This is a genomic window from Pseudomonas sp. ASL3 (assembly GCF_056680425.1).
Map to the genome: position 1 here is coordinate 3,182,682 of NZ_CM155281.1, position 23,784 is coordinate 3,206,465.

Sequence of the window (23,784 nt, forward strand, 5' to 3'; positions counted from 1 at the left end):
GGCATGATTGTTCGAATAATTGCCCTGCTGATCCTGAGCTTCTCGATCACTGCACACGCCGATGCGCCCCGCACCTTCAGTGAAGCGAAAAAAGTTGCCTGGGGCCTGTATGCGCCACAGTCAACGGAGTTCTATTGCGGCTGTAAATACAGCGGCAACCGGGTCAATCTTTCCGCGTGCGGTTATGTTCCGCGTAAAAATGCCAAACGTGCCCAACGCATTGAGTGGGAGCACATTGTGCCTGCCTGGCAAATCGGCCATTTACGCCAATGTTGGCAAAACGGCGGGCGAAAGAATTGCACGAAAAAAGACCCGATCTACCAACGCGCCGAAGCTGATCTGCATAATCTGGTGCCAAGCATTGGTGAGGTGAATGGTGACCGGAATAACTTCAGCTTTGGCTGGCTTCCGGTTCAGACGGGCCAATATGGCGCTTGCCTGACCCAGGTGGACTTCAAGGCAAAGAAGGTCATGCCGCGTCCGTCAATTCGAGGAATGATCGCCCGGACCTATTTCTATATGAGCAAGCAATACGGCCTGCCTTTGTCGAAACAGGATCGTCAGCTCTATGAAGCCTGGAACAAAACTTACCCGGTCGAGAACTGGGAGAGTCAGCGCAACCAACGCGTGGCGTGCGTGATGGGTCGAGGCAATGACTTCGTCGGCGCCGTGAACTTGAAAACCTGTACATAACGTTGGATGACGCAAAAAACAAAAAGCCCGGCACTTGAAAAAGTGACGGGCTTTTTGTTGGGCCAGACAACGTCTTATGACGCGTCAGCCGCATCCTCTTCTGCCTGGATGCGCAAGGAACGCTGGATCATCAACTCAGACGCGTAATCGGCCGCCAGCTCGGCAGCATCAAGCGGCTCGATAGCGCCACGACTGATCAACCCGGTCAGAGCAGAGGCGGCAAACATATCCCAAATGTCTTGTTCATCATCAAGCAGTGACATGCGTACTTCCTCGTATGAATGGAGACGGCACTGTAACACCAGACGCCATGCTTCACCGTCTGACTTACGCTCCGGTCACGCCAAAAGCGCCAGGCACCTCACCCGTTTCCGCACGTCGAAGGCAAAAGGCCACTCATCGGAGAGGTGTCCAAAATAGTTTAAAACGGTGCAATTCTTCTGGCGGCAAGAAGTCCCAACCAAGGCATCGGGAATACATCCAGCGAGCGGAGGGGCAATGATGAGTCATCTGAAAGCATTTGAGATCCACTATCACTTCAAGGGAGAGCATCGGCACTTTTGTCATCAGGCTCTGCATCTGTGTGAGAGCGATGCATTGCTCTTCGCGACTCTGCACGCTGGAGTGGGCAGCATCAGCGGGCATGTTGCCGCCGGCCCGGTTCGACTGGCAATTCAGCATGCCGAAGGACTCGGCGTCACCAAAGTTCAGTGGAAACAATCCAGCTAGATAATAGTGTTCTCCCTGCGCGATGCGCGCCTTGATCATCCTTGAGCCAGTCAAGACTGCATCGCATCAGGGGAACGTGCGGCAGACTACAGACCCTGTCGAACCGTCGTCACCCCGAAATTGTGACTTGATTAGTCTGCCGCCGCGCCTGACGTCGTACGACAGATCAGATGGGCGCGTATTCGCCTGTGCCGTCAGGCCATGGCGTCAGCAGTTCAAACCCGGTCGACGTTACCGCGACCATGTGCTCCCATTGCGCGGAAAGAGATTGATCGCGCGTCAGCACAGTCCAGCCATCGGGCAACACTTTAGTCCCAGGCTTGCCGGCATTGATCATCGGCTCAATGGTGAAGACCATGCCCGGCTGAAGCTTCAACCCTTGCCGTGGACTACCGTAATGCAGTACCTGCGGTTCTTCATGGTAGTTGCGGCCAATGCCGTGTCCGCAGTAATCACGCACGACACTGAAGCCCTCCCTGTGCGCCACTGTCTGAATGGCATGACCGATATCGCCCAAGGTCGCTCCGGGCCGAACCGCATGAATACCGGCACGAGTTGCCTCGTAAGTGGTATGCACCAGGCGCTTCGCGGTAGGGCTGACATCACCCACGAAATACATCCTGCTGGTATCACCAAACCAGCCATCTTTGATCACGGCCACATCAATATTGACGATGTCCCCGTCCTTGAGAATGTCCGATGACGACGGAATCCCGTGACAGACCACGGTGTTCGGTGAAATACAGGTGGTTTTGGTGAAGCCGTGGTAGCCGACGTTCGCCGGAATGACCTTCAACTCATTAACGATATAGGCGTTACAAATATCATCCAGAGCCTCGGTGCTGACCCCGGCGCTGACATGGCTGCCGATCATGGCCAGCACATCCGCGGCCAACCTTCCGGCGATCCGCAGCTGGACCAGATCCTCTTCAGTCTTGATGCTGACACCCGCACTCATTGCAACGCCTCCTGCGTATCACCCGTCGCGGGTGAAATATCGAATGAAGTCACTGTCAAAACAGTACCACCTGCATGCTCGGCACGAATGAGCAATTGGCAGATTTCACTGTAATTCAGCGCCGGATGCAGCTCAGCCAGCATGCCAACCTTCATCCAATGCTCGGCTTGAGCATTGATGGAGCGGCTCAGCGCTGCACTGGCGGACCGGGCATTGGCGTGCATGTGTTCCGAAATTTTCACCAGACCCACGATTTCACCTCACAATTGATATACGAAGCATATACGCTTCATATATCAGCGATCAAGAATGAGGGGGGGATGAGAAAAGGAATCGCGAGGTAATCGAGGGTGACCGCAAACAGAGCACGCCGTTATGCTGTTATTCAGTCAGGCATTCCGACAACGAGAGTGCTAACTGGCTGATCGCTTCCTGGTCCACTTCCGTCAGAGCACGGTAATGAGTGATGACAGTTCTTTCCGCGTCAGTGAGGCTTTCGATTCGTAACGGTGTGCGGTGGCCGGAAAGAAGATAAAGCACATCCACCCCCTTGAAGCCCAGTGCCGCCAGATAATCTGATCGCGGGGTACGCTCACCGCTTTCGTATTTACCCTGCGCGTTGGCCTCTACACCGCCAATGGCAGCAAATTCCTGTTGAGAAAGCCCTAGGGTCTTCCGCTCTTCTTTCAACCGCGAACCAAGATGATTCATTTGGATTCACCTAAAGAGGAATGTCACTCATAACCATACGCTCACTTTGCTTCCGTCGTTGAATAATCAGGGTGGTCGGCACGTTTCTGGAGAGCCTCTGGCCAACCAAACCGACTCGAAAGCTGCGAATTCTTCTTCATAACTGAGGCATCACTTGAGCCCATTCAGAGGGTAAGCAGCGGAACGGAATACCTGACCGCCCCGCCAGACAAACCTCAGCGGTGATATTCCTGGCCTCCAGGATCACCGGCGAAGGAACGGCCGTGCTCATGGTGGTCATGCCAATACGGCCAACAACCACCCAATAAAAGCAAACCTGACAGGACCAGAAGCAATAACGCAGTGCGTTTCATTTGATCGCTCTCCAAACCAACGGGCCGAGTCCGAGCGAAGAGTCATTCTCTGCGACGCATCGTTCTCAATATTGACCTGCCGTCCTTGTAGAAGAATTTCACTTGCCACCGATAGTGGCATCAATGACCAAATCGGCCGCTATCTGTAGTGTTAGGACAACGAGATCTGCCCTTGCGTTCGGCATCTATCACGGCAAATTTTGGCTCTCGATCCCCCAGCAGGTTCTTCAGCCCGGACAGTTCTTGCTCTGCCAGCTTCTGTTGAACCTACAGAAATGAAACCAGCTTCTGCTTATCAAGCGCCTTGCCGGTGCAATCTCTGTACGTGATGTTGATCTTCTCTTCCGCCACATCCATTTGGCCCATTGCGTAGCCGACAAATGTCTTTATATGGTCGTAAAGCGAGTCGTCGTTACACATATCCATTAAAACAGTACGCGCATGTTTAACATTTGCCAGCGCCTGATACGCCTCTTTCACAGAGTTGAACAAGTCCTTGTCGAGCACCGCCAGATCGATAACCGCCCTGTCAAAAACCGAAAAATGAAAAGGCCAAAGCGGCGTGCTTTGCTTTCCATTCATCCTCTCAACCACGATGTAGCTCGAGCCACTAAAGGATTTTTCTAGCAGAATCTTCTCGAATTGGTCCTGCAGAGCCCCCAGCACATCGCGCATCGATCTGATCGACCATGCGTTCTTCAGCATCTCCTCGGCCACCAGCATCTTGTAAGCGGCAATCTTGCGGATTTTTTCATTTCGACGCTTGCCAAACTCAATAAGCTCTTTGGCGATAAAAATACAAATCGCAATCGTCGCTGTTAGGGGAAACAGCGACGTCATCGTATTCATGACATCGGGCATTCACAGAGCTCCTGACTACCCAGCAACACCGCCCTTGAGGCATGACCCGGCCGCCCAAAAAAGGGTGTCCTAAGGCATTTTCATGCCCAGAACGTGGGCATCAAGACACGACCAGACCACTATCAGGACAGCCAATCAGCGGTGCCTCATGAGGTTCGGTCTGCCGCTGCCCACGAATCCAGGCCCGCGCTTTCTCGATATCAAAGGACAGACTTTTGGTTTTCATTTCAGCGAACAACGCACCGCTTACCCGGTAGTGGCCGCAATCAGGGCAGTGCAATTCCACCCAATCACCCATGGTCTTGATGCGCTGCGCTCCGGCATTACAAATCAAGCAGTTCATACCCCATCCCTTCATTCGTAACTTCTAAACTGTAGCCTGCAATTTGCCGGGGAGGGATCTGCAGTTCATACCCCTTCCCCGTCAAGGTTCGACACCACTGGTGCAATAGCTTCGAGCGTTGTCAGATTCAGCAGCGTGAAATACCCCCTGCCATCCGAGCGCCAGCCACCGGTATCGATGTGAAAAACATTGCCCAACCGCGCAGGCTCGCGCAAAGGGGTGTGGCCAACAACCATGGCGCGCACATCAGGGATACCGCTGAAATCGCTGGTCTGAAGGCGCTCACGCGACCATTGGCAATATTCCTTGACCGCCTCCAAACCCGGAAAATCCCCGAGCAAGGTTTCACGAAGCAATTCCCAGGTGGGTAGAGGACAGTCGGCATGCACTATGCCGATCAGCCCAGGCAGTGTGTCGACCTCGATCGCTATGGGCATCTCCGCAAAATGAGCTGCGAACCTCTGCTGATCACTGGGGGCAAGCCTGAGAAACCAGGTGCCGCCGCTGGCCCTATACATCTGATAATCAAGATTCTGGTACTGGACATGCTGAATAGCCAAAGCCTCATGATTGCCCTGGACCGCAAAAAACCACGGTTTAGCCAGCCAATCGAGTGACAGCTTACTTTCCGGCCCGCGATCAACCAAGTCACCGACGCTGAACAGGCGATCGACCGTCGGATCAAAGTCGGCACTGTCCAATGCAGCTTGCAGCCGAGTGAAATGCCCATGGATATCACCCACGGCGAAGTCGCAGCCGTCCGTGTTTCTTTCAAAATGCTTGAACTTGCTCACGCCGCTCTCCTCCCTTCGCCGATCAACTTCATCGTGGCACAGACAGGCCCGGGCGTGCTGAAATCGTAAGGCTTAATGTGGATGCCGCAGGCTCCGGTCATCCGAGAATGACCGAGGATTCCCAGGCTGAACATGGGTCCAATGATGTGGCCTGGATGACCGCCGTTCAGGGCTTGAGCGGGAACTCTTCATCCAGCTCTGACAGGCTTTTCCCGTCATCTGGATGCTTCCAGTCTTGCGGAGGAGGATTTTCGCCTTCGGTAGCTGAGTCTTCAACGTCAGGGTCGGGGACCGGACTCGATGGATCAGGAGATTGAGCGCCGCCCTGGTTTTTTGGATCGGTACCCATACGCACCTCTCTATCTGTGATCTATGGATCGTAAAAGTAATGATCCTGATAGTTGGAGAGTATGCATATTTGCTCGTTCAATCCAGCAGACGACTGGCAGGAAGAAAAAGCCAGCGCCTGGCTGGGCTGAACGCCTCGGCAGACCGAGGCTAGAAGCTCGGCAGGTCCTTGATGGTTCTGACCGGACCGTCACGCACTTCTATCTCGACCGTCACGTGGCCATCAGCAAGGGGCTTAAGCAATAGCCTCCCTCCGAGAACCGGTCGTCCTTCGGAAGGAAAGAGTGTGTCGATAATGTCGCCGTCATCGATGGATGCAACAACCGCCGAAATTGGCACAACCTCTTGCTCGCCAGTGGCGTGGGTTTCATCTCCAGTGTATGGCGCCCACTTGAGGAACTCGACATCACCATCCGCGTTCGTGCGAACTGCACTTACAACATAAAGAGTCATGATTCCACCTTGAGGGCTTTTGCCTTCGGGATCTGATCAAGCCTCAGCATACCCCCATACCCTCGCCACTTTACTTTCAGCATGACGAACTGCGTCCGAAGGCATCCCCATGCCCACAAAAAACCATAATCACCGCAAAAGTTGTCGACCTGCATACAGCCGGTGATCGTCCAACTGACCCTCTGTCGCAATACTGTTGACGCAACATGGATGGACAGAGCTCAGTGACACGAATGTGCGCCATTCCTCTTTTATCAACCGTTCCTCTTTAATGAGGAAAAATCATGTCGAAAATTACAGTGATCTCCGGTGACTTTCTGACAGGTGATGCCGAATGTAGCGACAGATCGTTCACCTTAAAAGCCGTGCTCAACCCTTCTCGCAGCTTGAAGGTTCCGATTTCACAACTGGAAACCCTGGAGTTCGAGTCTGAGCAGTCGGTAAAAAACAGCGGCAGCGCCATCCGGTGGGGATTGGCCGGCGCCTTGCTTTTAGGGCCGGCGGGGCTGATTGCGGGCTTGCTGCTATGCAACAAAGAAAAAGAAGTTACCTTCTATGCAAAATTCAAGGATGGCCGCAGCCTTCTCGCCGTGACCGATAGCGATACGTTCTCAGAAATTTCTGCTGGATTCCCTCAGCAACCCCCCATTCAAAATCAGCCGCTATAGCGGTGTTGCTGTAGGGATCACCGGCTATCTAGATAGGGCTGGTCCATGTACGATTAAGTCTCTGCGCCGTTACCCGAAGCACATTGAGATGGCCGCGCCGCCCAGTGTATAAAATTCCCACTTGAACCAGGATATCCGCGCCATGCCGGACGCCAGCAGCGCGTGCCCACATCAGGTCGACACCAACCTGATCAAGATCACTCGCCTATTCGCCACACCTATCGCCAGCTTGGTCTACCCAGAGTACGAGCTACTCAATGAGCAATTGCGCTCGATCATCCTGGACCGCTCAAGTGACGACCTCGGCGTTCTCCACAGTAACGACGGCGGCTGGCAGTCACAGGATGATTTCGCCACTTGGGCAGGTGAGCCTGGCACCAGACTGATCGCCTTCGCTCAGGAGCTCGCCAACCAGCTATCGGCCGTCAGCTCACCCGAACACGGCCTTATAGAAGCCCATTTGCAGTGGCACTACAGTGCATGGGCCAATATCAACCGCAAGGGTCACTCCAATACAGTGCATGGGCACCCTGGGTCATTCTGGTCGGCGGTTTATTGGGTGGACAGTGGTGACCGCGAACACAGCCCGGGAGTCGGTGGTGAACTGGAATTCATCGACCCGCGCGGGATCACTCCGACGCTGCTCAATCCCGCCTTGCGCATGCGTATCGAGGGTTGCCTGACTGCGGGTCACGTCAGTGCGGTCACGCCCTCAAGCGGTACTCTGCTGATGTTCCCCTCCTGGCTGATGCACTCAGTACGTCGCTACGAAGGTGATCGACCGAGGATTTCCGTGGCGTTCAACTTTGCCATTTGAGGATAGCGCTAACCGCCCGACAGGCCTTCGCCAGCGATGTCAGCAACTTGGCTAGCGTTACCTGACCAGGCGCCGTTAGCGAACTCTGCTGTGCCTTGGAATGGACAGCAGAACAAGGCCTTTACCCGCGCTGTTGGAACAGCTTACCGGCGATACTCCTGGTCTCCGCCTTCGTGATCACGTCCCCGGTCATCTCCACGATCGTATCCACGATCATTGCCGCGATCTTCGTGGCCACGATCATGATTGCGACCATGACCGCGACCTCCACCATCATCCCAGTACGGCCAGCAGCCTCCCAGCAAGAGGGAGCCTGAAATCACCAAGATAAATATCGCTGTTCGTTTCATTTTATCGTCCTGAGGAGCAAGGAACAGAGCCCTTGCGAAGGGTTGTCGCTGCTCGTGAACTTTAGTCCAGTGAGCGATCAACAGTAGATACGACCATGAATCAGATCAATGATTCACTGGCGTGGCGCAGCAAGCCTGAAGACGGCTCCCAACCCCTGACAGGCAGCGGCAACAATTGGACGACAAGCTTCCGACGAGCGAGTAGAGGCGCTGTCAACCAAGGGGTCTTCCCGCTCTCAAATTGTTACTAGACGCCCCAGCGTGGCGTAGAACCCTGCTCCGGTAACAGCCGCGAGCGCGTCTCAAGCACCCTCGATAATTTTTTTATCGTCTCGCAAGCCTCGTTCCAGACGGCTTCCAGCCATTCTCAAAACCTTCTTGAACGCCCAATCAACGAGTTGGCCGCCTTGTTGCATATGCCTGTACGTACAAGTAAGTTCGTGTGCATATGCGTAAGCGTCAACAGGACATGTCGACGCACAGACTTTTTAAAACACCTGTTCGGGACTTTGGTTCGGAAGCTTCTACTTTCATAGCGTCATACGCGTTCCAGTAACAGTACTCATGCGCCACAAGCGCTCATATTGGTTTTAGGAATTGAATAATGAAAAAAACATTACTGACCCTTTCCGCACTGACTTTATGCATGGCTGCCGGTTCCGCGCTGGCCAAGGAGTACAAGGAATTGCGCTTCGGCGTCGATCCGTCCTACGCACCGTTCGAGTCCAAAGCCGCTGATGGCAGCCTGGTGGGCTTCGATATCGATCTGGGCAATGCGATCTGCGCCGAACTGAAGGTCAAGTGCAAATGGGTCGAAAGCGATTTCGACGGCACGATTCCTGGCCTGAAAGCCAACAAATTCGACGGTGTTATCTCGTCGATGACCGTAACAGAGGCCCGTGAGAAGGTTATCGACTTCTCCAGCGAACTGTTCTCCGGCCCGACTGCGCTGGTGTTCAAGAAAGGTTCGGGCATCTCCGCCGACACCGCTTCGCTCAAAGGTAAAACCGTTGGCTATGAGCAAGGCACCATTCAGGAAGCCTACGCTAAAGCTATTCTGGACAAGGCTGGTGTCACTACCAAAGCCTACGCCAACCAGGATCAGGTTTACGCTGACCTGACTTCCGGCCGTCTTGATGCTTCCGTACAAGACATGCTGCAAGCTCAACTGAGCTTCTTGAAGTCGCCACAAGGTGCTGATTACGAAGTCAGCAAGCCAATCATCGATCCGCTGCTGCCGGCAAAAACCGCAGTGGGTATCGTGAAAGGTAACAACGACCTCAAGGCACTGCTGGATAAAGGTATCAAAGCGTTACACGACGACGGTACCTACGCCACCCTCCAGAAAAAGCACTTTGACGATCTGAACCTGTACAGCGGCAAATAACGCCCCGGCGCCCATCCTCAAGATGGGCGCTTTTTTTGATTGCCAAGGGCCTTACCAATGTTCGAAAACCTGTTACAGACTCTGGGGCTTTCCGCCTTCGGCCTGAAGGGCTTTGGCCCGCTGCTGCTGGAAGGCAGCTGGATGACCGTCAAATTATCGATACTGTCGCTGTTGTTGAGCATTGTGCTCGGCCTGATCGGCGCCAGTGCCAAGCTGTCCAGCTCGTCCCTGCTGCGCATTCCGGCGCAGGTCTACACCACGTTGATTCGCGGGGTACCGGATCTGGTGCTGATGCTGCTGATTTTCTACAGCCTGCAAACCTGGCTGACCAATCTCACCGTGGCGCTGGACTGGGACTATATCGAGATCGACCCGTTCAGCGCCGGCATCATTACCCTGGGGTTCATCTACGGCGCGTATTTCACCGAGACCTTTCGCGGCGCGATCCTCGCCGTGCCTCGCGGACAGATGGAAGCCGCAACAGCCTACGGCTTGAGCCGCAGCCAGCGTTTTCGCTTCGTGGTGTTCCCGCAAATGATGCGCTTCGCCCTGCCAGGCATCGGCAATAACTGGATGGTGATCCTCAAGGCCACCGCACTGGTCTCGATCATCGGCCTGGCCGATCTGGTCAAGGCTGCTCAGGATGCCGGTAAAAGCACCTATCAACTGTTCTACTTTCTGGTACTCGCCGCCTTGATCTATCTGCTGATTACCAGCGCTTCGAACTACATCCTGCGCAGGCTGGAATGCCGTTATGCCGCAGGCTCCAGGGAGGCCGTACGATGATCGAACTTCTGCAGGAATACTGGAAACCTTTCCTTTACAACGACGGTTATCACATCACCGGGCTGGCCATGACCCTCTGGCTGCTCAGCGCCTCGATCTTCATCGGTTTCCTGATGTCGATCCCACTGTCGATTGCCCGGGTTTCACCCAATGCATGGGTACGCTGGCCGGTACAGTTTTACACCTATCTGTTTCGCGGTACGCCGCTGTATATCCAGTTGCTGATTTGCTACACGGGGATCTACGGCATCGCCGCAGTTCGCGCGCAGCCAGTACTGGACGCGTTCTTTCGCGATGCGATGAACTGCACGATTCTCGCCTTTGCCCTGAACACCTGCGCCTACACCACGGAGATTTTCGCTGGGGCAATCCGCAGCATGGCCCATGGTGAAGTCGAGGCGGCCAAGGCCTATGGTCTGACCGGCTGGAAACTCTATGCCTACGTGATCATGCCGTCGGCCCTGCGTCGTTCGCTACCTTACTACAGCAACGAAGTGATCCTGATGCTGCATTCGACCACCGTGGCCTTTACCGCAACGATTCCGGATGTGCTGAAAGTCGCTCGCGATGCCAACTCGGCGACGTTCCTCACCTTCCAGTCGTTCGGCATCGCCGCAGTGATCTACCTGGCAGTCACCTTCAGCCTGGTCGGTTTGTTCCGCCTGGCCGAACGCCGATGGCTGGCCTTTCTTGGCCCGGCTCACTAATTCAGGATTTGCACACATGTACAAACTGACCATTGAAAATCTACATAAAAGTTACGGCAGCCACGAAGTACTCAAAGGCGTCTCGCTGAAAGCCAAAACCGGTGATGTGATCAGCCTGATCGGCGCCAGCGGTTCGGGCAAGAGTACCTTTCTGCGCTGCATCAACTTTCTCGAGACACCCAATAGCGGCGCCATGAGCCTCGATGACCAACAGATTCGCATGGTCAACGATCGGCACGGCATGCGCGTGGCCGACGACGCTGAACTGCAACGAATCCGCACCCGTCTGGCGATGGTGTTCCAGCACTTCAACCTGTGGAGCCACATGACCGTGCTGGAGAACATCACCATGGCCCCACGCCGGGTGCTGGGTGTCAGCAAGAAGGATGCAGAGGATCGTGCTCGACGCTATCTCGACAAGGTGGGTCTGCCGTCCCGCGTCGCCGATCAATATCCGGCGTTTCTCTCTGGCGGTCAGCAACAGCGCGTCGCCATCGCCCGAGCCTTGACCATGGAACCGGAGGTCATGCTGTTCGACGAACCGACCTCGGCACTCGACCCGGAACTGGTGGGCGAAGTGCTCAAGGTCATTCAGGGGCTGGCCGAAGAAGGCCGCACTATGATCATGGTCACCCACGAAATGAGCTTCGCTCGCAAAGTGTCAAACCAGGTGCTGTTCCTGCATCAGGGACTGGTCGAAGAACAAGGCGCACCCGAGGACGTACTGGGCAACCCCCAGAGCGAGCGGCTGCAGCAGTTCCTCAGTGGCAACCTGAAGTAAGTCCCATCATCCGTGTAACGCCGTTGAGCGACTGACCCGTCGCTCAACGGCGCTGACTGAAATTATTTGGAGAGGTTTTTGGGCGTCAGCTCTGAGTCGCATTCAGGGCACCGAAGCTTAAGCTTTGCAAATACCTCGTCCCATCCCTTGGATGCGCCGTCCAGATTGAAACCGGTACCGCGAAGATCTTCCAGCCAATAATGCTCATACGGCTTCCCATGCGACTGATCGTCTTCAGCCTTGTGGATATAACCGCGATGTCCGCATATGCACTCAACGCCGTAACTCGTTCTCACTGTCATAGCGACCACCTCACTGAGCAATTCCGTGAATGTAGTTCACTTTCGCAAGGCAGTTGGTAGATCGCAAAATGGAAGAACCTGACCAGGCAGGAAATCACCGAGCTCGACGGCATGGTCGACGGTGACGCCCACACGTGAATCAAGCCAGCTTGATCGACGCTCCTGAGACCTCATCCCTGGAATGTCGTAACTCGGTGGCATCCTGATTCAGACGATGGACGACGCTCAGCAGTCGCTGGCGCAGCACCTCATCGCCCAGTTGATCAATGGCGCGCATCACATCAATGGCAGCGGCCTCGTTGTTGGCTGCCACGGAGTCCATGGTTTTTCGCAGGTTTCGTACTGGTCGGCTCATTTGAGTGTCCTCATGAATCGGATGAGCACCTTATTACAACAATGTTTCCTTTTAACTTCAGCTGCTTGCCATCGGATGGGCGGCTAGGAAATATTGATTATCCGCAGCAAGCGACGAACATCGTCAACTGACCGTAACTTGATGGTCCACTCCCCATCAGTCTTGTCATTGACCTCGCCAAACTCTGCAGACAGGGTTTTTACCGAATGGTGTTCAGTCTTGAAAGCTGGCAGCCGGAAGTAAAAGAGAAGCCAATTGTGATAGGACACAAAGCTGAAGGGCCAATCGCCACCCGATACCGAAAAAATCCCAATGGACCTCGTCAGGTCACCCTGGGGCTTGGGGGCGCAGTTATGCCCTTTCATTGCGGAAATCGCGCCAACCAGCATGCAAAACGCCTCCCGCACTTGCGGGCTTTCGATGGACGAATAGCACTCAACGTACTTTGCTGCATCCCGAGCGTCAGTGATCATCTTATTTTCCCCTGAGGTTGTGCCCTCTTCCAATCTAGCACCCTCCATACCAATGGGAGGCCATCCCCATGCCCACATCGGCGGCTTTCGCGGACGCTCATCGAGCCTCAACCCTTACATTCAGCGGCAGAGACTGGGTTTCACTGATCCTTGCGCCGGTCTATATTTCAAAATATTTGAAAGCCTTACTTGATAATCATTTGCATTAGCAATATCGTTCTCTCCGTTCGAGGCGGATTGTCACAATTTCCCGGAGTTTGGTATCTCTGAAGATGAGTGCCTTGACAGTGATGTCACTTGAGTTTCGTGTGGTGGCACTTTAACTATCTAATGGCATTGATTTATGGCGGATCGCCATAACCCTGCGAACCACAAGGATTGGGTCCTCATGTACCGTTTTTTTGACGGTTTTATTACTGCCCACACTATTGATATTCCTTTGAGTGTCGGCTGCCGCCCCCCTCCACGGTGCTGAAGTTTCGTCACTCACGAAAACTCGATCACATTAATCGGCAACGCCTGATGTTGCCAACCTGCGGAATGGCAGCCATCCGATGCCAAGGGTTAACTATGCCTACTGTTATTGCAGCCCCCATGCGCCATCAGATGAGTGCTCATGCTCCAGCACTGCTGAAACCGCTTCTTGACGCTGTTGTCGAGCAACTTATTTATCAATTACCCGAGCAACTAGTGGCACTGGTGGCTGAACATGGCTCACCCCTCAACCTGGTCTGGCCCCACGCTTTACAGGCCAATGCGGCGGCCATGCAGCAATTATTGAATCGATACGGAATTCAGTACGAAATCTTCTACGGGGCCAAGGCCAACAAATCCAGGGCCCTGATCAGCGCAACTACAACGGCCAATGTCGGTGTCGATGTATCCAGTCTTTATGAGCTGCACGATGCCCTGCATGCCGGAGTCCGTCCGGAGCAAATTTGTGCGACGGGACCAGCCAAGACCGTCGAGTTTCATCAGGCGCTGCTGCGTAGCGGCTCACTGGTCTGTGTCGATTCCGTGGAAGAATTCGAGCACTTGCTGGCGCTGGCCAACCGGCCGGGACCCAAGGTAAACGCCAGGGTGCTGTTGCGTTATCGCCCCCGGAATTGCGCCGCCAGCCGCTTCGGGATGGGCGCTGCAGATGTGCTCGGCTGCTTGCGGCGCTTGGTCGAACTCAAGCCTCTGATCCTTTTCGAGGGGTTTCATTTCCACCTCGGCGGTTATGCATTCGAAACCCGAGTGCAAGCCTTCCGCGAACTCACAGGCTTCGTCGAGGCGGCGCGGGAGATGGGACTGAACCCAAGAATGATAGATATCGGTGGCGGGCTGCCGATGCGCTACGTCGACCCGCAAGACTATGAATCCTTCTTGCAAAACAACAATAAACCCAGCGATTACCACGCTAAAAAAGTGCCAGGTTCTTTTTATCCCTACGGCACCGCCCTCACCGCCTGCCAATGGTTGCAGCAGTTTCTTGAGTCGGATTGTGTCGCGGGATTGACCATCGCGCAGTATTTGAAGACCCAGCATATTACCTTGGCTCTGGAGCCTGGCCGTAGTTTGGTAGATCAGGCAGCGATATCACTGTTTCGTGTCACCCGATCCAAACAGCTGGACGCGGGCAAGACAGTCCTGTTTGTCGAGGGCAGCAGTTTCAGCGCCTGCGAAACATGGTTTTCTTCCGAATACCTTGTCGATCCGATTTTGATCAGCAGCAAAACGGATGACGCCGCGCCGTCAATGCCAACGCAAGCCTATATCGCAGGCCATAGTTGCCTGGATGACGATGTCATTACCCACCGCCTGATTAATTTCCATGTTGCACCCAAGCCCGGTGACTTGCTGGTTTATGTCAATACCGCTGGCTATCAGATGGACTTGCTGGAAAACCAGTTTCATCGCCATCCCCTGCCACAGCGGTTGATGGCGACCTGTTGTAAGGAAGGTAACTACGCGTTTTCACCTGACGACTAAGGGAGTACTTCAACGATGATACTGAATAAAGTTTCGGACCTTATTGGCAATACACCCATGCTGGGTATCGAGGTTCCGGGCACCAACGCCAGGCTGTTGCTCAAGATTGAAAAGAACAATCCGGGCGGCAGCATGAAGGACCGAATGGCGAGAAACATGGTGCTGGCCGCACTCAAATCCGGGCGGCTGAAGCCCGGTGGCGTGGTCGTCGAATCCTCTTCCGGCAACACCGGCATCGGTCTGGCCATGGCCGCCATTGAGTTTGGCCTGCACTTCATCGCGGTGGTGGATCACCACGCGGCCCAGGATAAGATCGCCGTCATGAAGGCCTTTGGCGCCGAAATCCGCTATGTCGCCGGAACCTATCGAGAGGACGAAGTCGCGGTCGTCGAGCGTCAGCGTCTGGCCGCCAAACTGGCCGAGCAGATCCCGGGGGCGGTGTTCATGAATCAATCGGACAACGCCGCCAACGCCGGCGGTTACTCCGAGTTTGTCCGCGAAACCATCGCCCAGGCCGAGGGTCACGTGGATGCCTACGTCGGCTGCGTCGGCACTGGCGGCTCGATGACTGGCATCGCCCGGGGCTTGAAGCTGCATAACCCGAATACCGTGACGGTGGCCGTCGAACCAGCGGGCTCGATTGTCTTCGGTCACCCCGGTTATCCGTACTACCAATCCGGCACTGGCACCCCTGAAGGTGACACGGTGGGATTGGTGCTCGATTACAGCTGCATCGACCTGGGGTTGCAGGTGACCGATTCCCAAGCGTTCGAAACGGCCAGGTACATCGCTCGCCACATGGCGCTGCTGGTGGGCGGATCGACCGGGGGCACGATCTTCAAGGCACTGGAACTGATCCACAACGGGACCATCGGCGGCAACGTCGTGGTACCGATTGCCGATGGCGGGGAGAAGTACCTGCACACCGTCTTCAACGAAAAATGGCTGGATGAGCGAAACCTGCTCGGCCCAGGCGTAGGTCCGCAACTGGACATCTGGCTGGGTAAAGCCCAGTGGCTGGACACCCCGATGACCGCTCTGCAACTGAGCGTCGCATGAAACCCATCGAGCTAAGGAGCAGGCACCCTATGGATCCGTTGAAAATCGCTATCTGCGGCGGTGGCAGGACCGGGCATCTCAACGCCATCCTGTTCAAGCAGCTCGACAACGTCCAGGTCTCGTTGCTCACCAGCAACCTGGAGGTCGTCGATCAACATACCCGCAACAACCCGATGAGCGTATTGCTGCCCGACGGCACGCAAAAAAGCGCGCGTCTGGATCGAGTGACGACCGATGCCAAAGCCGCCGTCGAGGACGCGGACATCGTGATCATCACCGTGCCCGCCCATGGGCGGCCGCAAACACTGCGTGCTATCGCGCCCTATTTGAGCACCAGCAAACCGGTGTACATCGGCGCCATACCCGGTTTCTGCGGGTTCGACTGGCTGGCACAGGCCCTGCTGGCCGAGCGTCCTAATCTGGTGATCTGGGGCATGAAAGATGTCCCACACACGGCGTTTGATCTGCAACCGGGAGTCTCGGTGAAGATGGGCGGGGGTAAAAGCCAACTGTATGTAGCGACTCACGCCAGAGAGTCGGCCCCCTCTCGCCAGCAACTGCTGGACATCCTCACGACCCTGTACGGCCCCTGCGTGACGCTGCTGGATAACTACCTGGAAATCACCCTGACGCCAGGCAACCCGATCATGCACAGCTCGGTCATCTACGGGCTGATCGGGCCCTACGGGCAGTGGCATCAGAAGATTTTCCCGCAGCCCATGTGCTGGTGGACCGAATGTTCGGAACTCGGCGCTTACTTTCTTGAACGCATGGATCAGGAGAGCCAGGAACTGTGCGCGGTGATCAGTCTGCAATTGGGGGTGGACCTTTCCTCGGTGAAATCCCTGAAGCAGGAAATTGTTGAAGCCTACGGCGAACAGATCCGCGATCAGAGCAGCATGCTGTCGATCCTGCGCACCAATCAGGCTTACAACGCCATCCTCGCGCCTATGGTTCCGGCCGGCGGCAACCGCCCTGGGTACGTGATCGAGCGCGAAAGCCGCGCCTTCAACGAAGACGTTGCCTATGGCCTGGTGTTGCTGGTGGAAATGGCCAAACGCTTCGAGTTGAAAGTCCCGTACATCGAGGAAGTCCTGCGCTGGAGCGTTTCCTATATGCAGGGCTTGCGCGATTCGGCGCTGGATTATTTTCCCAGCACCTGGCCACGCAATGCGTGAACGGCAACTGACCTTCTCTTTTACTTCTCGACGAGCCTTTATTTGATATGGAAGACCTGAACACGCTGTTCGCCTTTTCCCGCAAAAACGCCATGCGCCGCCTGATTCGCTGCCTGTTTGCCGAAAGCATTCTGGACCGGTCGACGCTGAGTTTTTCCACTGACGGTAAACAGGCCACCCTGCCCCTGAAGAATTCCCGCGCCCGGCTGTCCTTCTCGGATATCGAGCTTGCCCCGGCCGACACGCTGGTGAACGACGGCGACGTGGTGCTGCACACCGAGGAGGGCGTGCATCGCGTCATCCACAGCCATCAGGACTTGATCGATGTGCTGCGGGAAAATTTCGACTTCGAACCCAGTGACGAGGGCGTCGCGGGGCTCAAGTCGGACATTGAAAACAGCATCAACAATGACGCCCGTGCTCGCCTGTTCCGCCAGGATTGGAACGCGCGCCTGGCCGACCAGACCAAAAGCGCCGGGCTCATTAGCCTCACCGACTACTTGCGCCAACACACCCGTACCAAGGACGCGGCCATCCTGCTGGACCAATGGGGTTCGCTCGAAGGCCATCCGTACTACCCGACCTGGAAATCCAGGCCTGGCCTGACTGACGCCGAGGTCGCGCAATTGTCGCCCGAGTTCAACGCTCAGGTACCGCTGCGGATCGCGTCCCTGCGTGCGGATATGGCCAAGAGCGAAAGCATGCCGCATGTGAAGAGTTATCACAGCTGGTTCGCCAGCCACTTCGCCACCCAATGGGAGCAATGGAAGGACTCGCTCAACGCCAAGGGCCTGGATGAAAAAAACTGGTTGCCGTTGCCGATCCACGCCTGGCATCTGCAGGCCTATGTGCTCGAGACCTTCGCCGCGGAGATCGAAGAAGGCATCCTGATTACCGACGGCCCGGATATCGAGACGCTGCCGACCATGTCCTATCGAACGATGATGCCGGCGCAGAGCGAAACGGCACCGTTGATCAAACTGCCGATTGCCTTGTGGATGACCAGCGAACTGCGCAGCCTGCAAGCCAAGTCAATTCACATGGGGCCGCGAATCAGCACGGTGATCACACAGATTCTCGCCGCCGAAAACGGCTTTGATCAGCGCCTGGAAATATTCCCGGAAGAGATCGGCGTACGCTACAGAAACGCCATCACCGAGGACGATGCACCAGGTCGGCACTTGTCAGTGGTCTATCGCGCCAGCCAGCAAGCGTTCGACCGCAACGACGAATGCCTACCCATTACGGTCGCGTCCTTGTTCACCCAATTGCCCGGCAGCGACCGGCCGCTGTTCACCGATCTGATCGAGCGCGCTGGCGTGCGCGCCAGTGCGGCCACCGTCGAAACCTGGTTCAGACAGTACGCCAAAGTAGTGACTCATCCGGTGGTCGCGATCTATCTGTTGTACGGCATCGGACTCGAGGCCCATCAGCAGAACACCATGGTGCTGTTTTCCCCCGACGGCAAAGCACGTAGCCTGTTGATCCGCGACTTCGGCGATGGACGAACCTATGCCCCGCTGCTGCAAGCGCGTCGTTATGAATTACAACCCCACGTACAAAAAGGCATCCTGCCCACGGTCTTCGTTGACGATATCGAGCCGGTGCGGATGTTCGTGCTCGATGCGGCCTTCATCACTCACCTGCACGAGATGGCACTGTGGCTGACGAAGGAGTACCAACTCAACAACACGCGGATGTGGGAAGTGTTGCGCGAAGAAACCGAAAGCGCGTTTGCCGCCGTCCAGGATCGTGTTTCTCCAACGCTCTGGGCGATCGAACGCAAAGCCTTTGTTCAGGACCCATGGCCCACTCGGTCGATACTGCGCATGCACTTGTTGCAGTACTCCAATTACCGCCTGCAGCACACTCTGACCAATCCGCTTAACGCAGCATAAAACCGAGGCTGACTCATGTCCCATGCAGGTGCCGTCCAGGGTTCGCGAGTGAGAATCCTGATTTATCTTCTGTTCGCGATCCAGCTCATTTCCATGGGCGCGATGGAAATGAGCGGGCCGTTCTGGCCTGTCCACCTGCGTGGGCTGACCTCCTCCGAATCACTGTTCAGCTTCGCCAGCATCGCCGTCTACGTCGGTCCGATGCTCGGCATTATTCTGACCAGCGCATTCTGGGGCCGTATCGGCGACCAATACGGTCATAAGTTGATGATGATCCGCGCCCTGGCCGGTTTATCACTGACCCAGCTTGGGTTGGCACTGTGCACCGACATCTGGATGATCCTGGTGTTGCGCTTTCTTCAAGGGGCCTTTGCCGGCTATATCGCGCCGGCGCAGGCCTACGGGGTCAGTATTGAGGCCCCGTCACGGCGAGCCCGCCTGTTCGCCGTACTGCAAATCTCGACCAATGTCGGGTCATTGCTGGGCGCGGTGGTCGGGGGCCTGATTCTCGACTACGCGACCTTCTTTTGGATCAACATCATCGCCTCGGCCCTGTGCGCCGTGTGCACCGTGGTGGCTGCGTTGACGTTGCCGGATGTGCCCCCCGTGAAAAAAACCTCCGCAGTGGACTCGACGGCCAAGGCCAGCCGTTCGCAAGGCGTCTGGCAGCGTTCGCCACTGCTGTCGTTACTGGGTGTCATGGGCATTCTGTTGCTGGCGCGAATGCTGCCGCAGACCTCGTTCTCGCTGTATGTCAGCTCCGTATTCAAGGTCAGCAATTCGGTCGTGGGTCTGTGCTATGGCTTGCTGGCGTTGGGCTTCATCATTTCCGCCGCCCCTTGGTCCAGATACTTCGAGCACCGCACGCAGCAGGACACCCTGAACCGCATCACCTACATCGTCATTGGCTGCGTCGGCCTGACCGCTGTGGCGGGCATCACCCATAACCCGGCGGTGTTCGTCAGTGCCTATTTCATCTGGGGTGTGCTGTTGGGCGCGACGACGCCGGTGCTCATGGCCTTGATTTCGAAAACCGCCGACAACTCACAGCAAGGCTATGTACTGGGGGTTGCCCAAAGCACCGCGCAGTTCGCGTCCATCGCCGGGATCTCGGCGGGGGGGCTGCTAACCCAGGTGTACGGCTTGCAATACACCTACCTGTTTGTGTGCGTGGCCTATGCCATTGCGCTGATTCCTATTGTCCTCCTGCGTTTTTGGCCGGTGGTCATGCAGCCCAATCAGGTGCCGCCTGCCGATTGATCCGGCAACAAGGGTGTTCCGCTCGCCCCTTGCACGGCGAGCGTTGACTCAATTAGTATTGTTAATACTTCTCAATCGCAAACAAATAACTATCCATGAGCACTACCCTGCCGCTGGCCAACGACAATTATCTGCGGATGATCGAGACCCTTTACAGCGGCCACCATCATTGGTTGTACGCCAGATTGCGCAAGAAATTGGGTAATGCACTGGATGCGGCTGACCTGGCTCAAGATACTTTCACTCGCATTCTGGCGTCCAAGGTAGCGGTCATCGATGAACCGCGCGCTTACCTGAGCTGCGTGGCCAGAGGCATCCTCGTTAACTGGTATCAGCGAAAGGCCCTCGAGCGCGCCTATCTGGATGCCTTGGCGGTCCTGCCCGAACCCGAAGTCCCATCTCCCGAACTGCGTTTCATGATTATGGAAACGCTGCATGAAATCGACGCCATGCTGGATGCCCTGCCCTCCCTGGTAAAACGTACGTTCCTGCTGTCACAGATCGGCGGCATGAAGTACGGAGATATTGCCGAACAACTCGGGGTATCGCTGATTACCATCAAACGCTACATGAAGCAGGCATTCCTGCAATGCCTGGCATTGGTGGATTAATGTCTGCCCACCGCAGTGATTCAACCCTCGACCCCCAGGCCCTCGATGAAGCGGCCGAATGGCTGATGCGCTTGAACGAGTGCGACGTCACCGAGACCCAGCGTGCCGAATGGGAGTGCTGGCGCGCCAGCAGCCACGAGCGTCAGCGCGCCTGGGCTCGGGCGCAAGTGCTGCTGAGCAAACTCGGCGGACTGCCGCCCGCCTTGGCCATGCCTGCGCTGGACCGTCCCGCCAACAAAGATCGCCGCACCGTGCTGGGCAAACTGGCGATGATCCTGACCGTGCTTCCCGTCGGCTGGGGGAGCTGGAATGTGATCGAGTCACAACAATGGACCGCCGATTACCGATCGGCCGTTGGCGAGCGTCGTGAGTTGACCCTGGCCGATGGTTCGCACGTGAACATCTCCCAGAAAAAAATCCCGGAGGGCTGATACTTTTTTTGATCTCGACTGGCAAAGAAGACAGAACTTCTCAATCTCGTCGAAAGGGTCATCACTCCATGTTCGTTGCACGACCTCTGCGTTCGGATCGCTCATTGAAACGGGCTATCCATAGCGCAATCCTAAGCCTTGCCCTGACCACCGCCACCACGCCCACTGCCTGGGCCGCCACGGCTGCGCCCGCGGATACAGTGGCCGTCAGGACCTACGATATCGCGCCAGGCCCCTTGGGCGCGACGCTGTCACGCTTTGCCGTCGATGTCGGGATTGCACTGTCGTTTCAACCCGCGATGACCGACGGCCTGACCAGCCCGGGACTATCGGGCACCTACCCGACGCAGGAGGCCGTCACCCGCCTGCTTGCGGGTAGCGGTCTGGAGATGGTCGTACGAGGCGACGGCAGTTATACGCTGACTAAACGTGCAGCCGACAACGCCAGCGGCTTGACCCTTTCCGAGACCACCATCAGCGCCACCAAAGGTCATCCGGATGAGCTGCCAGAAGCCTACGCTGGCGGTCAGGTTGCCCGCGGGGGACGCCTGGGTATGTTGGGCAACAAGGACGTGATGGATGTACCGTTCAGCGTCAGTAACTACACCTCAACGCTGATCAAAGATCAGCAGGCCGTGACCGTGGCCGACGTGCTTGAGCGCGACTCGTCAGTACGTTCCACTGGCCAGACCGGTGGCGTCGTCGATTCGTTCTTTATCCGCGGCTTTCCGGTAGGCGAAGGTAACCTCGGCGAACTGGCGTTCGATGGTGTCTACGGTGTTGCACCCAACTACCGCGTCTTCACCGAATATGCCGAGCGCATTGAAGTGATCAAGGGGCCCGGCGCCCTGCTGTACGGCATGTCACCCAACAGTGGCGTTGGGGGTGTCATCAATGTGGTCCCCAAGCGTTCGCTCGACGAAGACCTGACCCGGTTCACGGCCAGTTACGCGATGGATTCACAGGTCGGTGGACATATGGACCTGAGTCGCCGCTTCGGTGACGAACGCCAGTTTGGCGTGCGCATCAACGGCAGCACCCAGCAAGGCGATACAGCGATCGACAAGCAATCGCGTGATGTCGACATCGGTGCGATCTCCCTGGACTACCGAGGGGAACGACTCAGAACCTCACTGGACCTGATCAGCCAGAAAGAAAAATTCGATGCGCCATCCCGACCATTCCTGATCGCCACGGGTGTCGATATTCCCTCTGCGGCCAATGGCAGGACGAATGTGACCCAGGAGTGGGGTTGGTCAGAAACTCGCGACAAATCCGCATTACTCAGCGGCGAATACGACCTGAGCGACGCGCTGACCGTGTTTGCCCATGCCGGTGGCGGCAAGTCAAATGTCGACCGAATGTCCGACCAGACCCCGACCATTCTGAATGACGCAGGGGATACCTCCTCGATTCCGGGCTACTACAAGTTCGAGGTGGAACGTTACACGGTCGATGCCGGCGCGAGAGCCCGCTTCGACACCGGCCCGATCAGCCACGCCACCACGTTGCAAGTCACCCGGTACCGCGACGAGTTGTCCAGAGGCATCAATTCCGGTCCGGCGGTGCTATCCAACATCTACCATCCCGTGGACCGCCCTGAACCGTCCATCGCGACCCCGGATGTGTTGAAGGTTTCCCAAACCGAGCTCACCGGCGTGGCGTTGGCCGACACGCTGTCGGTCCTCGACGATCGCGTGCATGTGACCCTCGGCGTGCGCAAGCAGAACGTCGAATCCAACAACTACAACTCCACAGGCGCGGTGACTTCTTCCTACGATAAAAGCGCCACCACGCCACTCTTTGGGGTCGTGGTCAAACCTTGGGACCACGTTTCCCTCTACTACAACTACATCGAAGGCCTGAGCAAAGGTGATATCGCGCCCGCCACAGCTTCGAACTCGGGTGAGATCTTCGCGCCTTACATTTCCCGGCAGCAGGAAGTCGGAGTCAAGGTCGACTACGGCACCTTCACCTCGACCCTGAGTCTGTTCCAAATCAAGAAGCCTACCGGCGAATTGGCCGCAGGCCTGTTCTCGGTACAGGGTGAGCAACGCAACCGCGGTGTGGAGCTGAATATGTTTGGCGAAATCGCCGAGGGTACGCGGCTGTTGGGTGGTGTGACGCTCCTCGATGCCGAGCTGACCAAGTCCGGCACGCCGGCCAACCGTGGCAACAAACCGGTGGGTGTGCCTGAGGTCCAGGCCAATCTCTGGGGCGAGTGGGATACCCCGTGGATACAGGGCGTAACCCTGACCAGCGGCCTGATCTATACCGGCAAACAGTACGTGAATCAGTCCAACCAGCAAGCGCTTGATCCCTGGACCCGCGTCGATGTCGGCGCTCGATATAGCACCCATATCGAAGGTCGGCCGACCACGTTCCGGGCCACCGTGCAGAACGTCTTCGACCGTGAATACTGGTCGGGCGTAGCGTCTTACGGCGCCTTCTCCCAAGGCTCGCCGCGCACCTTGCAACTGTCGGCCACTGTCGATTTCTGAAAC

27 protein-coding genes and 1 pseudogene are annotated in these 23,784 nt (G+C 56.3%); 16 read left to right on the forward strand and 12 right to left on the reverse strand.

Annotated features, from left to right (window positions below):
* The first annotated feature begins 3 nt into the window (after window positions 1-3).
* Window positions 4-693: an endonuclease gene (locus tag AC1MEE_RS14635; protein ID WP_480416002.1), complete on the forward strand. Its 690-nt coding sequence runs from the start codon at window positions 4-6 to the stop codon at window positions 691-693.
* 74 nt (window positions 694-767) lie between these two features.
* On the opposite strand, the gene AC1MEE_RS14640 is transcribed toward AC1MEE_RS14635, so the two are convergent.
* Window positions 768-956 (reverse strand): hypothetical protein, encoded by a 189-nt coding sequence (locus AC1MEE_RS14640; protein WP_480416003.1) that lies wholly within the window; start codon window positions 954-956, stop codon window positions 768-770.
* Window positions 957-1,194: 238 nt separating this feature from the next.
* On the opposite strand from AC1MEE_RS14640, the gene AC1MEE_RS14645 reads away from it, so the two are divergent.
* Window positions 1,195-1,422, forward strand: coding sequence for a DUF6555 family protein (locus tag AC1MEE_RS14645; RefSeq protein ID WP_480416231.1), 228 nt, complete (start codon window positions 1,195-1,197; stop codon window positions 1,420-1,422).
* 166 nt (window positions 1,423-1,588) lie between these two features.
* Here AC1MEE_RS14645 and map read toward each other — a convergent pair whose 3' ends face one another.
* The 8 genes from map to AC1MEE_RS14685 all read right to left on the reverse strand — a co-directional run bounded on the left by map (window position 1,589) and on the right by AC1MEE_RS14685 (window position 6,243).
* Window positions 1,589-2,380, reverse strand: a complete 792-nt coding sequence (map, locus tag AC1MEE_RS14650) for a type I methionyl aminopeptidase (RefSeq protein WP_480416004.1) — start codon at window positions 2,378-2,380, stop codon at window positions 1,589-1,591.
* Window positions 2,377-2,631 (reverse strand): ParD-like family protein, encoded by a 255-nt coding sequence (locus AC1MEE_RS14655; RefSeq protein WP_480416005.1) that lies wholly within the window; start codon window positions 2,629-2,631, stop codon window positions 2,377-2,379. The genes map and AC1MEE_RS14655 overlap by 4 nt, the downstream gene beginning before the upstream one ends.
* Before the next feature lie 130 nt (window positions 2,632-2,761).
* Window positions 2,762-3,091, reverse strand: a complete 330-nt coding sequence (locus AC1MEE_RS14660) for a helix-turn-helix domain-containing protein (protein WP_480416006.1) — start codon at window positions 3,089-3,091, stop codon at window positions 2,762-2,764.
* Window positions 3,092-3,711: 620 nt separating this feature from the next.
* The gene (locus AC1MEE_RS14665) at window positions 3,712-4,305 is read right to left on the reverse strand and encodes a hypothetical protein (protein ID WP_480416007.1); all 594 of its coding nucleotides are present in this window, start codon (window positions 4,303-4,305) and stop codon (window positions 3,712-3,714) included.
* 100 nt (window positions 4,306-4,405) lie between these two features.
* Window positions 4,406-4,648, reverse strand: coding sequence for a hypothetical protein (locus tag AC1MEE_RS14670; RefSeq protein ID WP_480416008.1), 243 nt, complete (start codon window positions 4,646-4,648; stop codon window positions 4,406-4,408).
* Between the two features lie 65 nt (window positions 4,649-4,713).
* Complete coding sequence (locus AC1MEE_RS14675) at window positions 4,714-5,442, reverse strand: metallophosphoesterase (RefSeq protein ID WP_480416009.1); 729 nt, start codon at window positions 5,440-5,442, stop codon at window positions 4,714-4,716.
* Between the two features lie 166 nt (window positions 5,443-5,608).
* Complete coding sequence (locus AC1MEE_RS14680; protein WP_480416010.1) at window positions 5,609-5,791, reverse strand: hypothetical protein; 183 nt, start codon at window positions 5,789-5,791, stop codon at window positions 5,609-5,611.
* 149 nt (window positions 5,792-5,940) lie between these two features.
* The gene (locus AC1MEE_RS14685; RefSeq protein ID WP_480416011.1) at window positions 5,941-6,243 is read right to left on the reverse strand and encodes a hypothetical protein; all 303 of its coding nucleotides are present in this window, start codon (window positions 6,241-6,243) and stop codon (window positions 5,941-5,943) included.
* Between the two features lie 284 nt (window positions 6,244-6,527).
* On the opposite strand from AC1MEE_RS14685, the gene AC1MEE_RS14690 reads away from it, so the two are divergent.
* Together AC1MEE_RS14690 and AC1MEE_RS14695 are read left to right on the forward strand one after the other, a co-directional pair.
* Window positions 6,528-6,911 carry a hypothetical protein gene (locus tag AC1MEE_RS14690; protein WP_480416012.1) on the forward strand — a complete coding sequence of 128 codons (384 nt, stop codon included), beginning with the start codon at window positions 6,528-6,530 and terminating at the stop codon, window positions 6,909-6,911.
* A 142-nt stretch (window positions 6,912-7,053) separates the two neighbouring features.
* Entirely contained in the window at window positions 7,054-7,728 is a 675-nt protein-coding gene (locus tag AC1MEE_RS14695; protein WP_480416013.1) for a TIGR02466 family protein, read from the forward strand.
* 121 nt (window positions 7,729-7,849) lie between these two features.
* Here AC1MEE_RS14695 and AC1MEE_RS14700 read toward each other — a convergent pair whose 3' ends face one another.
* Window positions 7,850-7,984 (reverse strand): hypothetical protein, encoded by a 135-nt coding sequence (locus AC1MEE_RS14700; protein WP_480416014.1) that lies wholly within the window; start codon window positions 7,982-7,984, stop codon window positions 7,850-7,852.
* Between the two features lie 698 nt (window positions 7,985-8,682).
* Between AC1MEE_RS14700 and AC1MEE_RS14705 the strand changes: the two genes are divergently transcribed.
* From AC1MEE_RS14705 to AC1MEE_RS14720, 4 genes are read left to right on the forward strand one after another with little or no spacing between them, the layout of a single operon-like run.
* Window positions 8,683-9,465, forward strand: a complete 783-nt coding sequence (locus tag AC1MEE_RS14705; protein WP_480416015.1) for a transporter substrate-binding domain-containing protein — start codon at window positions 8,683-8,685, stop codon at window positions 9,463-9,465.
* Window positions 9,466-9,522: 57 nt separating this feature from the next.
* Window positions 9,523-10,251 carry an ABC transporter permease gene (locus tag AC1MEE_RS14710; protein WP_480416016.1) on the forward strand — a complete coding sequence of 243 codons (729 nt, stop codon included), beginning with the start codon at window positions 9,523-9,525 and terminating at the stop codon, window positions 10,249-10,251.
* Entirely contained in the window at window positions 10,248-10,958 is a 711-nt protein-coding gene (locus AC1MEE_RS14715; RefSeq protein WP_480416017.1) for an ABC transporter permease, read from the forward strand. The genes AC1MEE_RS14710 and AC1MEE_RS14715 overlap by 4 nt, the downstream gene beginning before the upstream one ends.
* Window positions 10,959-10,974: 16 nt before the next feature.
* Window positions 10,975-11,739 carry an ABC transporter ATP-binding protein gene (locus AC1MEE_RS14720; RefSeq protein WP_480416018.1) on the forward strand — a complete coding sequence of 255 codons (765 nt, stop codon included), beginning with the start codon at window positions 10,975-10,977 and terminating at the stop codon, window positions 11,737-11,739.
* A 441-nt stretch (window positions 11,740-12,180) separates the two neighbouring features.
* Here the strand turns inward: AC1MEE_RS14720 and AC1MEE_RS14725 are convergent, their stop codons facing one another.
* Together AC1MEE_RS14725 and AC1MEE_RS14730 are read right to left on the reverse strand one after the other, a co-directional pair.
* Window positions 12,181-12,396 (reverse strand): hypothetical protein, encoded by a 216-nt coding sequence (locus AC1MEE_RS14725; RefSeq protein WP_480416019.1) that lies wholly within the window; start codon window positions 12,394-12,396, stop codon window positions 12,181-12,183.
* 83 nt (window positions 12,397-12,479) lie between these two features.
* Window positions 12,480-12,869 carry a hypothetical protein gene (locus tag AC1MEE_RS14730; RefSeq protein WP_480416020.1) on the reverse strand — a complete coding sequence of 130 codons (390 nt, stop codon included), beginning with the start codon at window positions 12,867-12,869 and terminating at the stop codon, window positions 12,480-12,482.
* 522 nt (window positions 12,870-13,391) lie between these two features.
* Between AC1MEE_RS14730 and AC1MEE_RS14735 the strand changes: the two genes are divergently transcribed.
* The 8 genes and pseudogenes from AC1MEE_RS14735 to AC1MEE_RS14770 all read left to right on the forward strand — a co-directional run bounded on the left by AC1MEE_RS14735 (window position 13,392) and on the right by AC1MEE_RS14770 (window position 23,781).
* A complete protein-coding gene (locus AC1MEE_RS14735) occupies window positions 13,392-14,843 on the forward strand; it encodes a Y4yA family PLP-dependent enzyme (protein WP_480416021.1) in 1,452 nt (483 codons plus the stop codon).
* 15 nt (window positions 14,844-14,858) lie between these two features.
* The gene (locus AC1MEE_RS14740) at window positions 14,859-15,902 is read left to right on the forward strand and encodes a PLP-dependent cysteine synthase family protein (RefSeq protein ID WP_480416022.1); all 1,044 of its coding nucleotides are present in this window, start codon (window positions 14,859-14,861) and stop codon (window positions 15,900-15,902) included.
* A 29-nt stretch (window positions 15,903-15,931) separates the two neighbouring features.
* Window positions 15,932-17,080 carry an NAD/NADP octopine/nopaline dehydrogenase family protein gene (locus AC1MEE_RS14745; protein ID WP_480416023.1) on the forward strand — a complete coding sequence of 383 codons (1,149 nt, stop codon included), beginning with the start codon at window positions 15,932-15,934 and terminating at the stop codon, window positions 17,078-17,080.
* A gap of 47 nt (window positions 17,081-17,127) precedes the next feature.
* On the forward strand, window positions 17,128-18,978 hold the full coding sequence (locus AC1MEE_RS14750) for an IucA/IucC family protein (RefSeq protein WP_480416024.1): 1,851 nt from the start codon (window positions 17,128-17,130) through the stop codon (window positions 18,976-18,978).
* Between the two features lie 15 nt (window positions 18,979-18,993).
* Window positions 18,994-20,238 (forward strand): MFS transporter, encoded by a 1,245-nt coding sequence (locus tag AC1MEE_RS14755; RefSeq protein WP_480416025.1) that lies wholly within the window; start codon window positions 18,994-18,996, stop codon window positions 20,236-20,238.
* A 95-nt stretch (window positions 20,239-20,333) separates the two neighbouring features.
* Window positions 20,334-20,849: a sigma-70 family RNA polymerase sigma factor gene (locus tag AC1MEE_RS14760; RefSeq protein ID WP_480416026.1), complete on the forward strand. Its 516-nt coding sequence runs from the start codon at window positions 20,334-20,336 to the stop codon at window positions 20,847-20,849.
* Window positions 20,849-21,256 (forward strand): annotated as a pseudogene (locus tag AC1MEE_RS14765) (DUF4880 domain-containing protein); the annotation flags it as partial. The gene AC1MEE_RS14760 and the pseudogene AC1MEE_RS14765, both read left to right, overlap by 1 nt.
* 92 nt (window positions 21,257-21,348) lie before the next feature.
* The gene (locus AC1MEE_RS14770; RefSeq protein WP_480416027.1) at window positions 21,349-23,781 is read left to right on the forward strand and encodes a TonB-dependent siderophore receptor; all 2,433 of its coding nucleotides are present in this window, start codon (window positions 21,349-21,351) and stop codon (window positions 23,779-23,781) included.
* The last annotated feature ends 3 nt before the right edge of the window (window positions 23,782-23,784 follow it).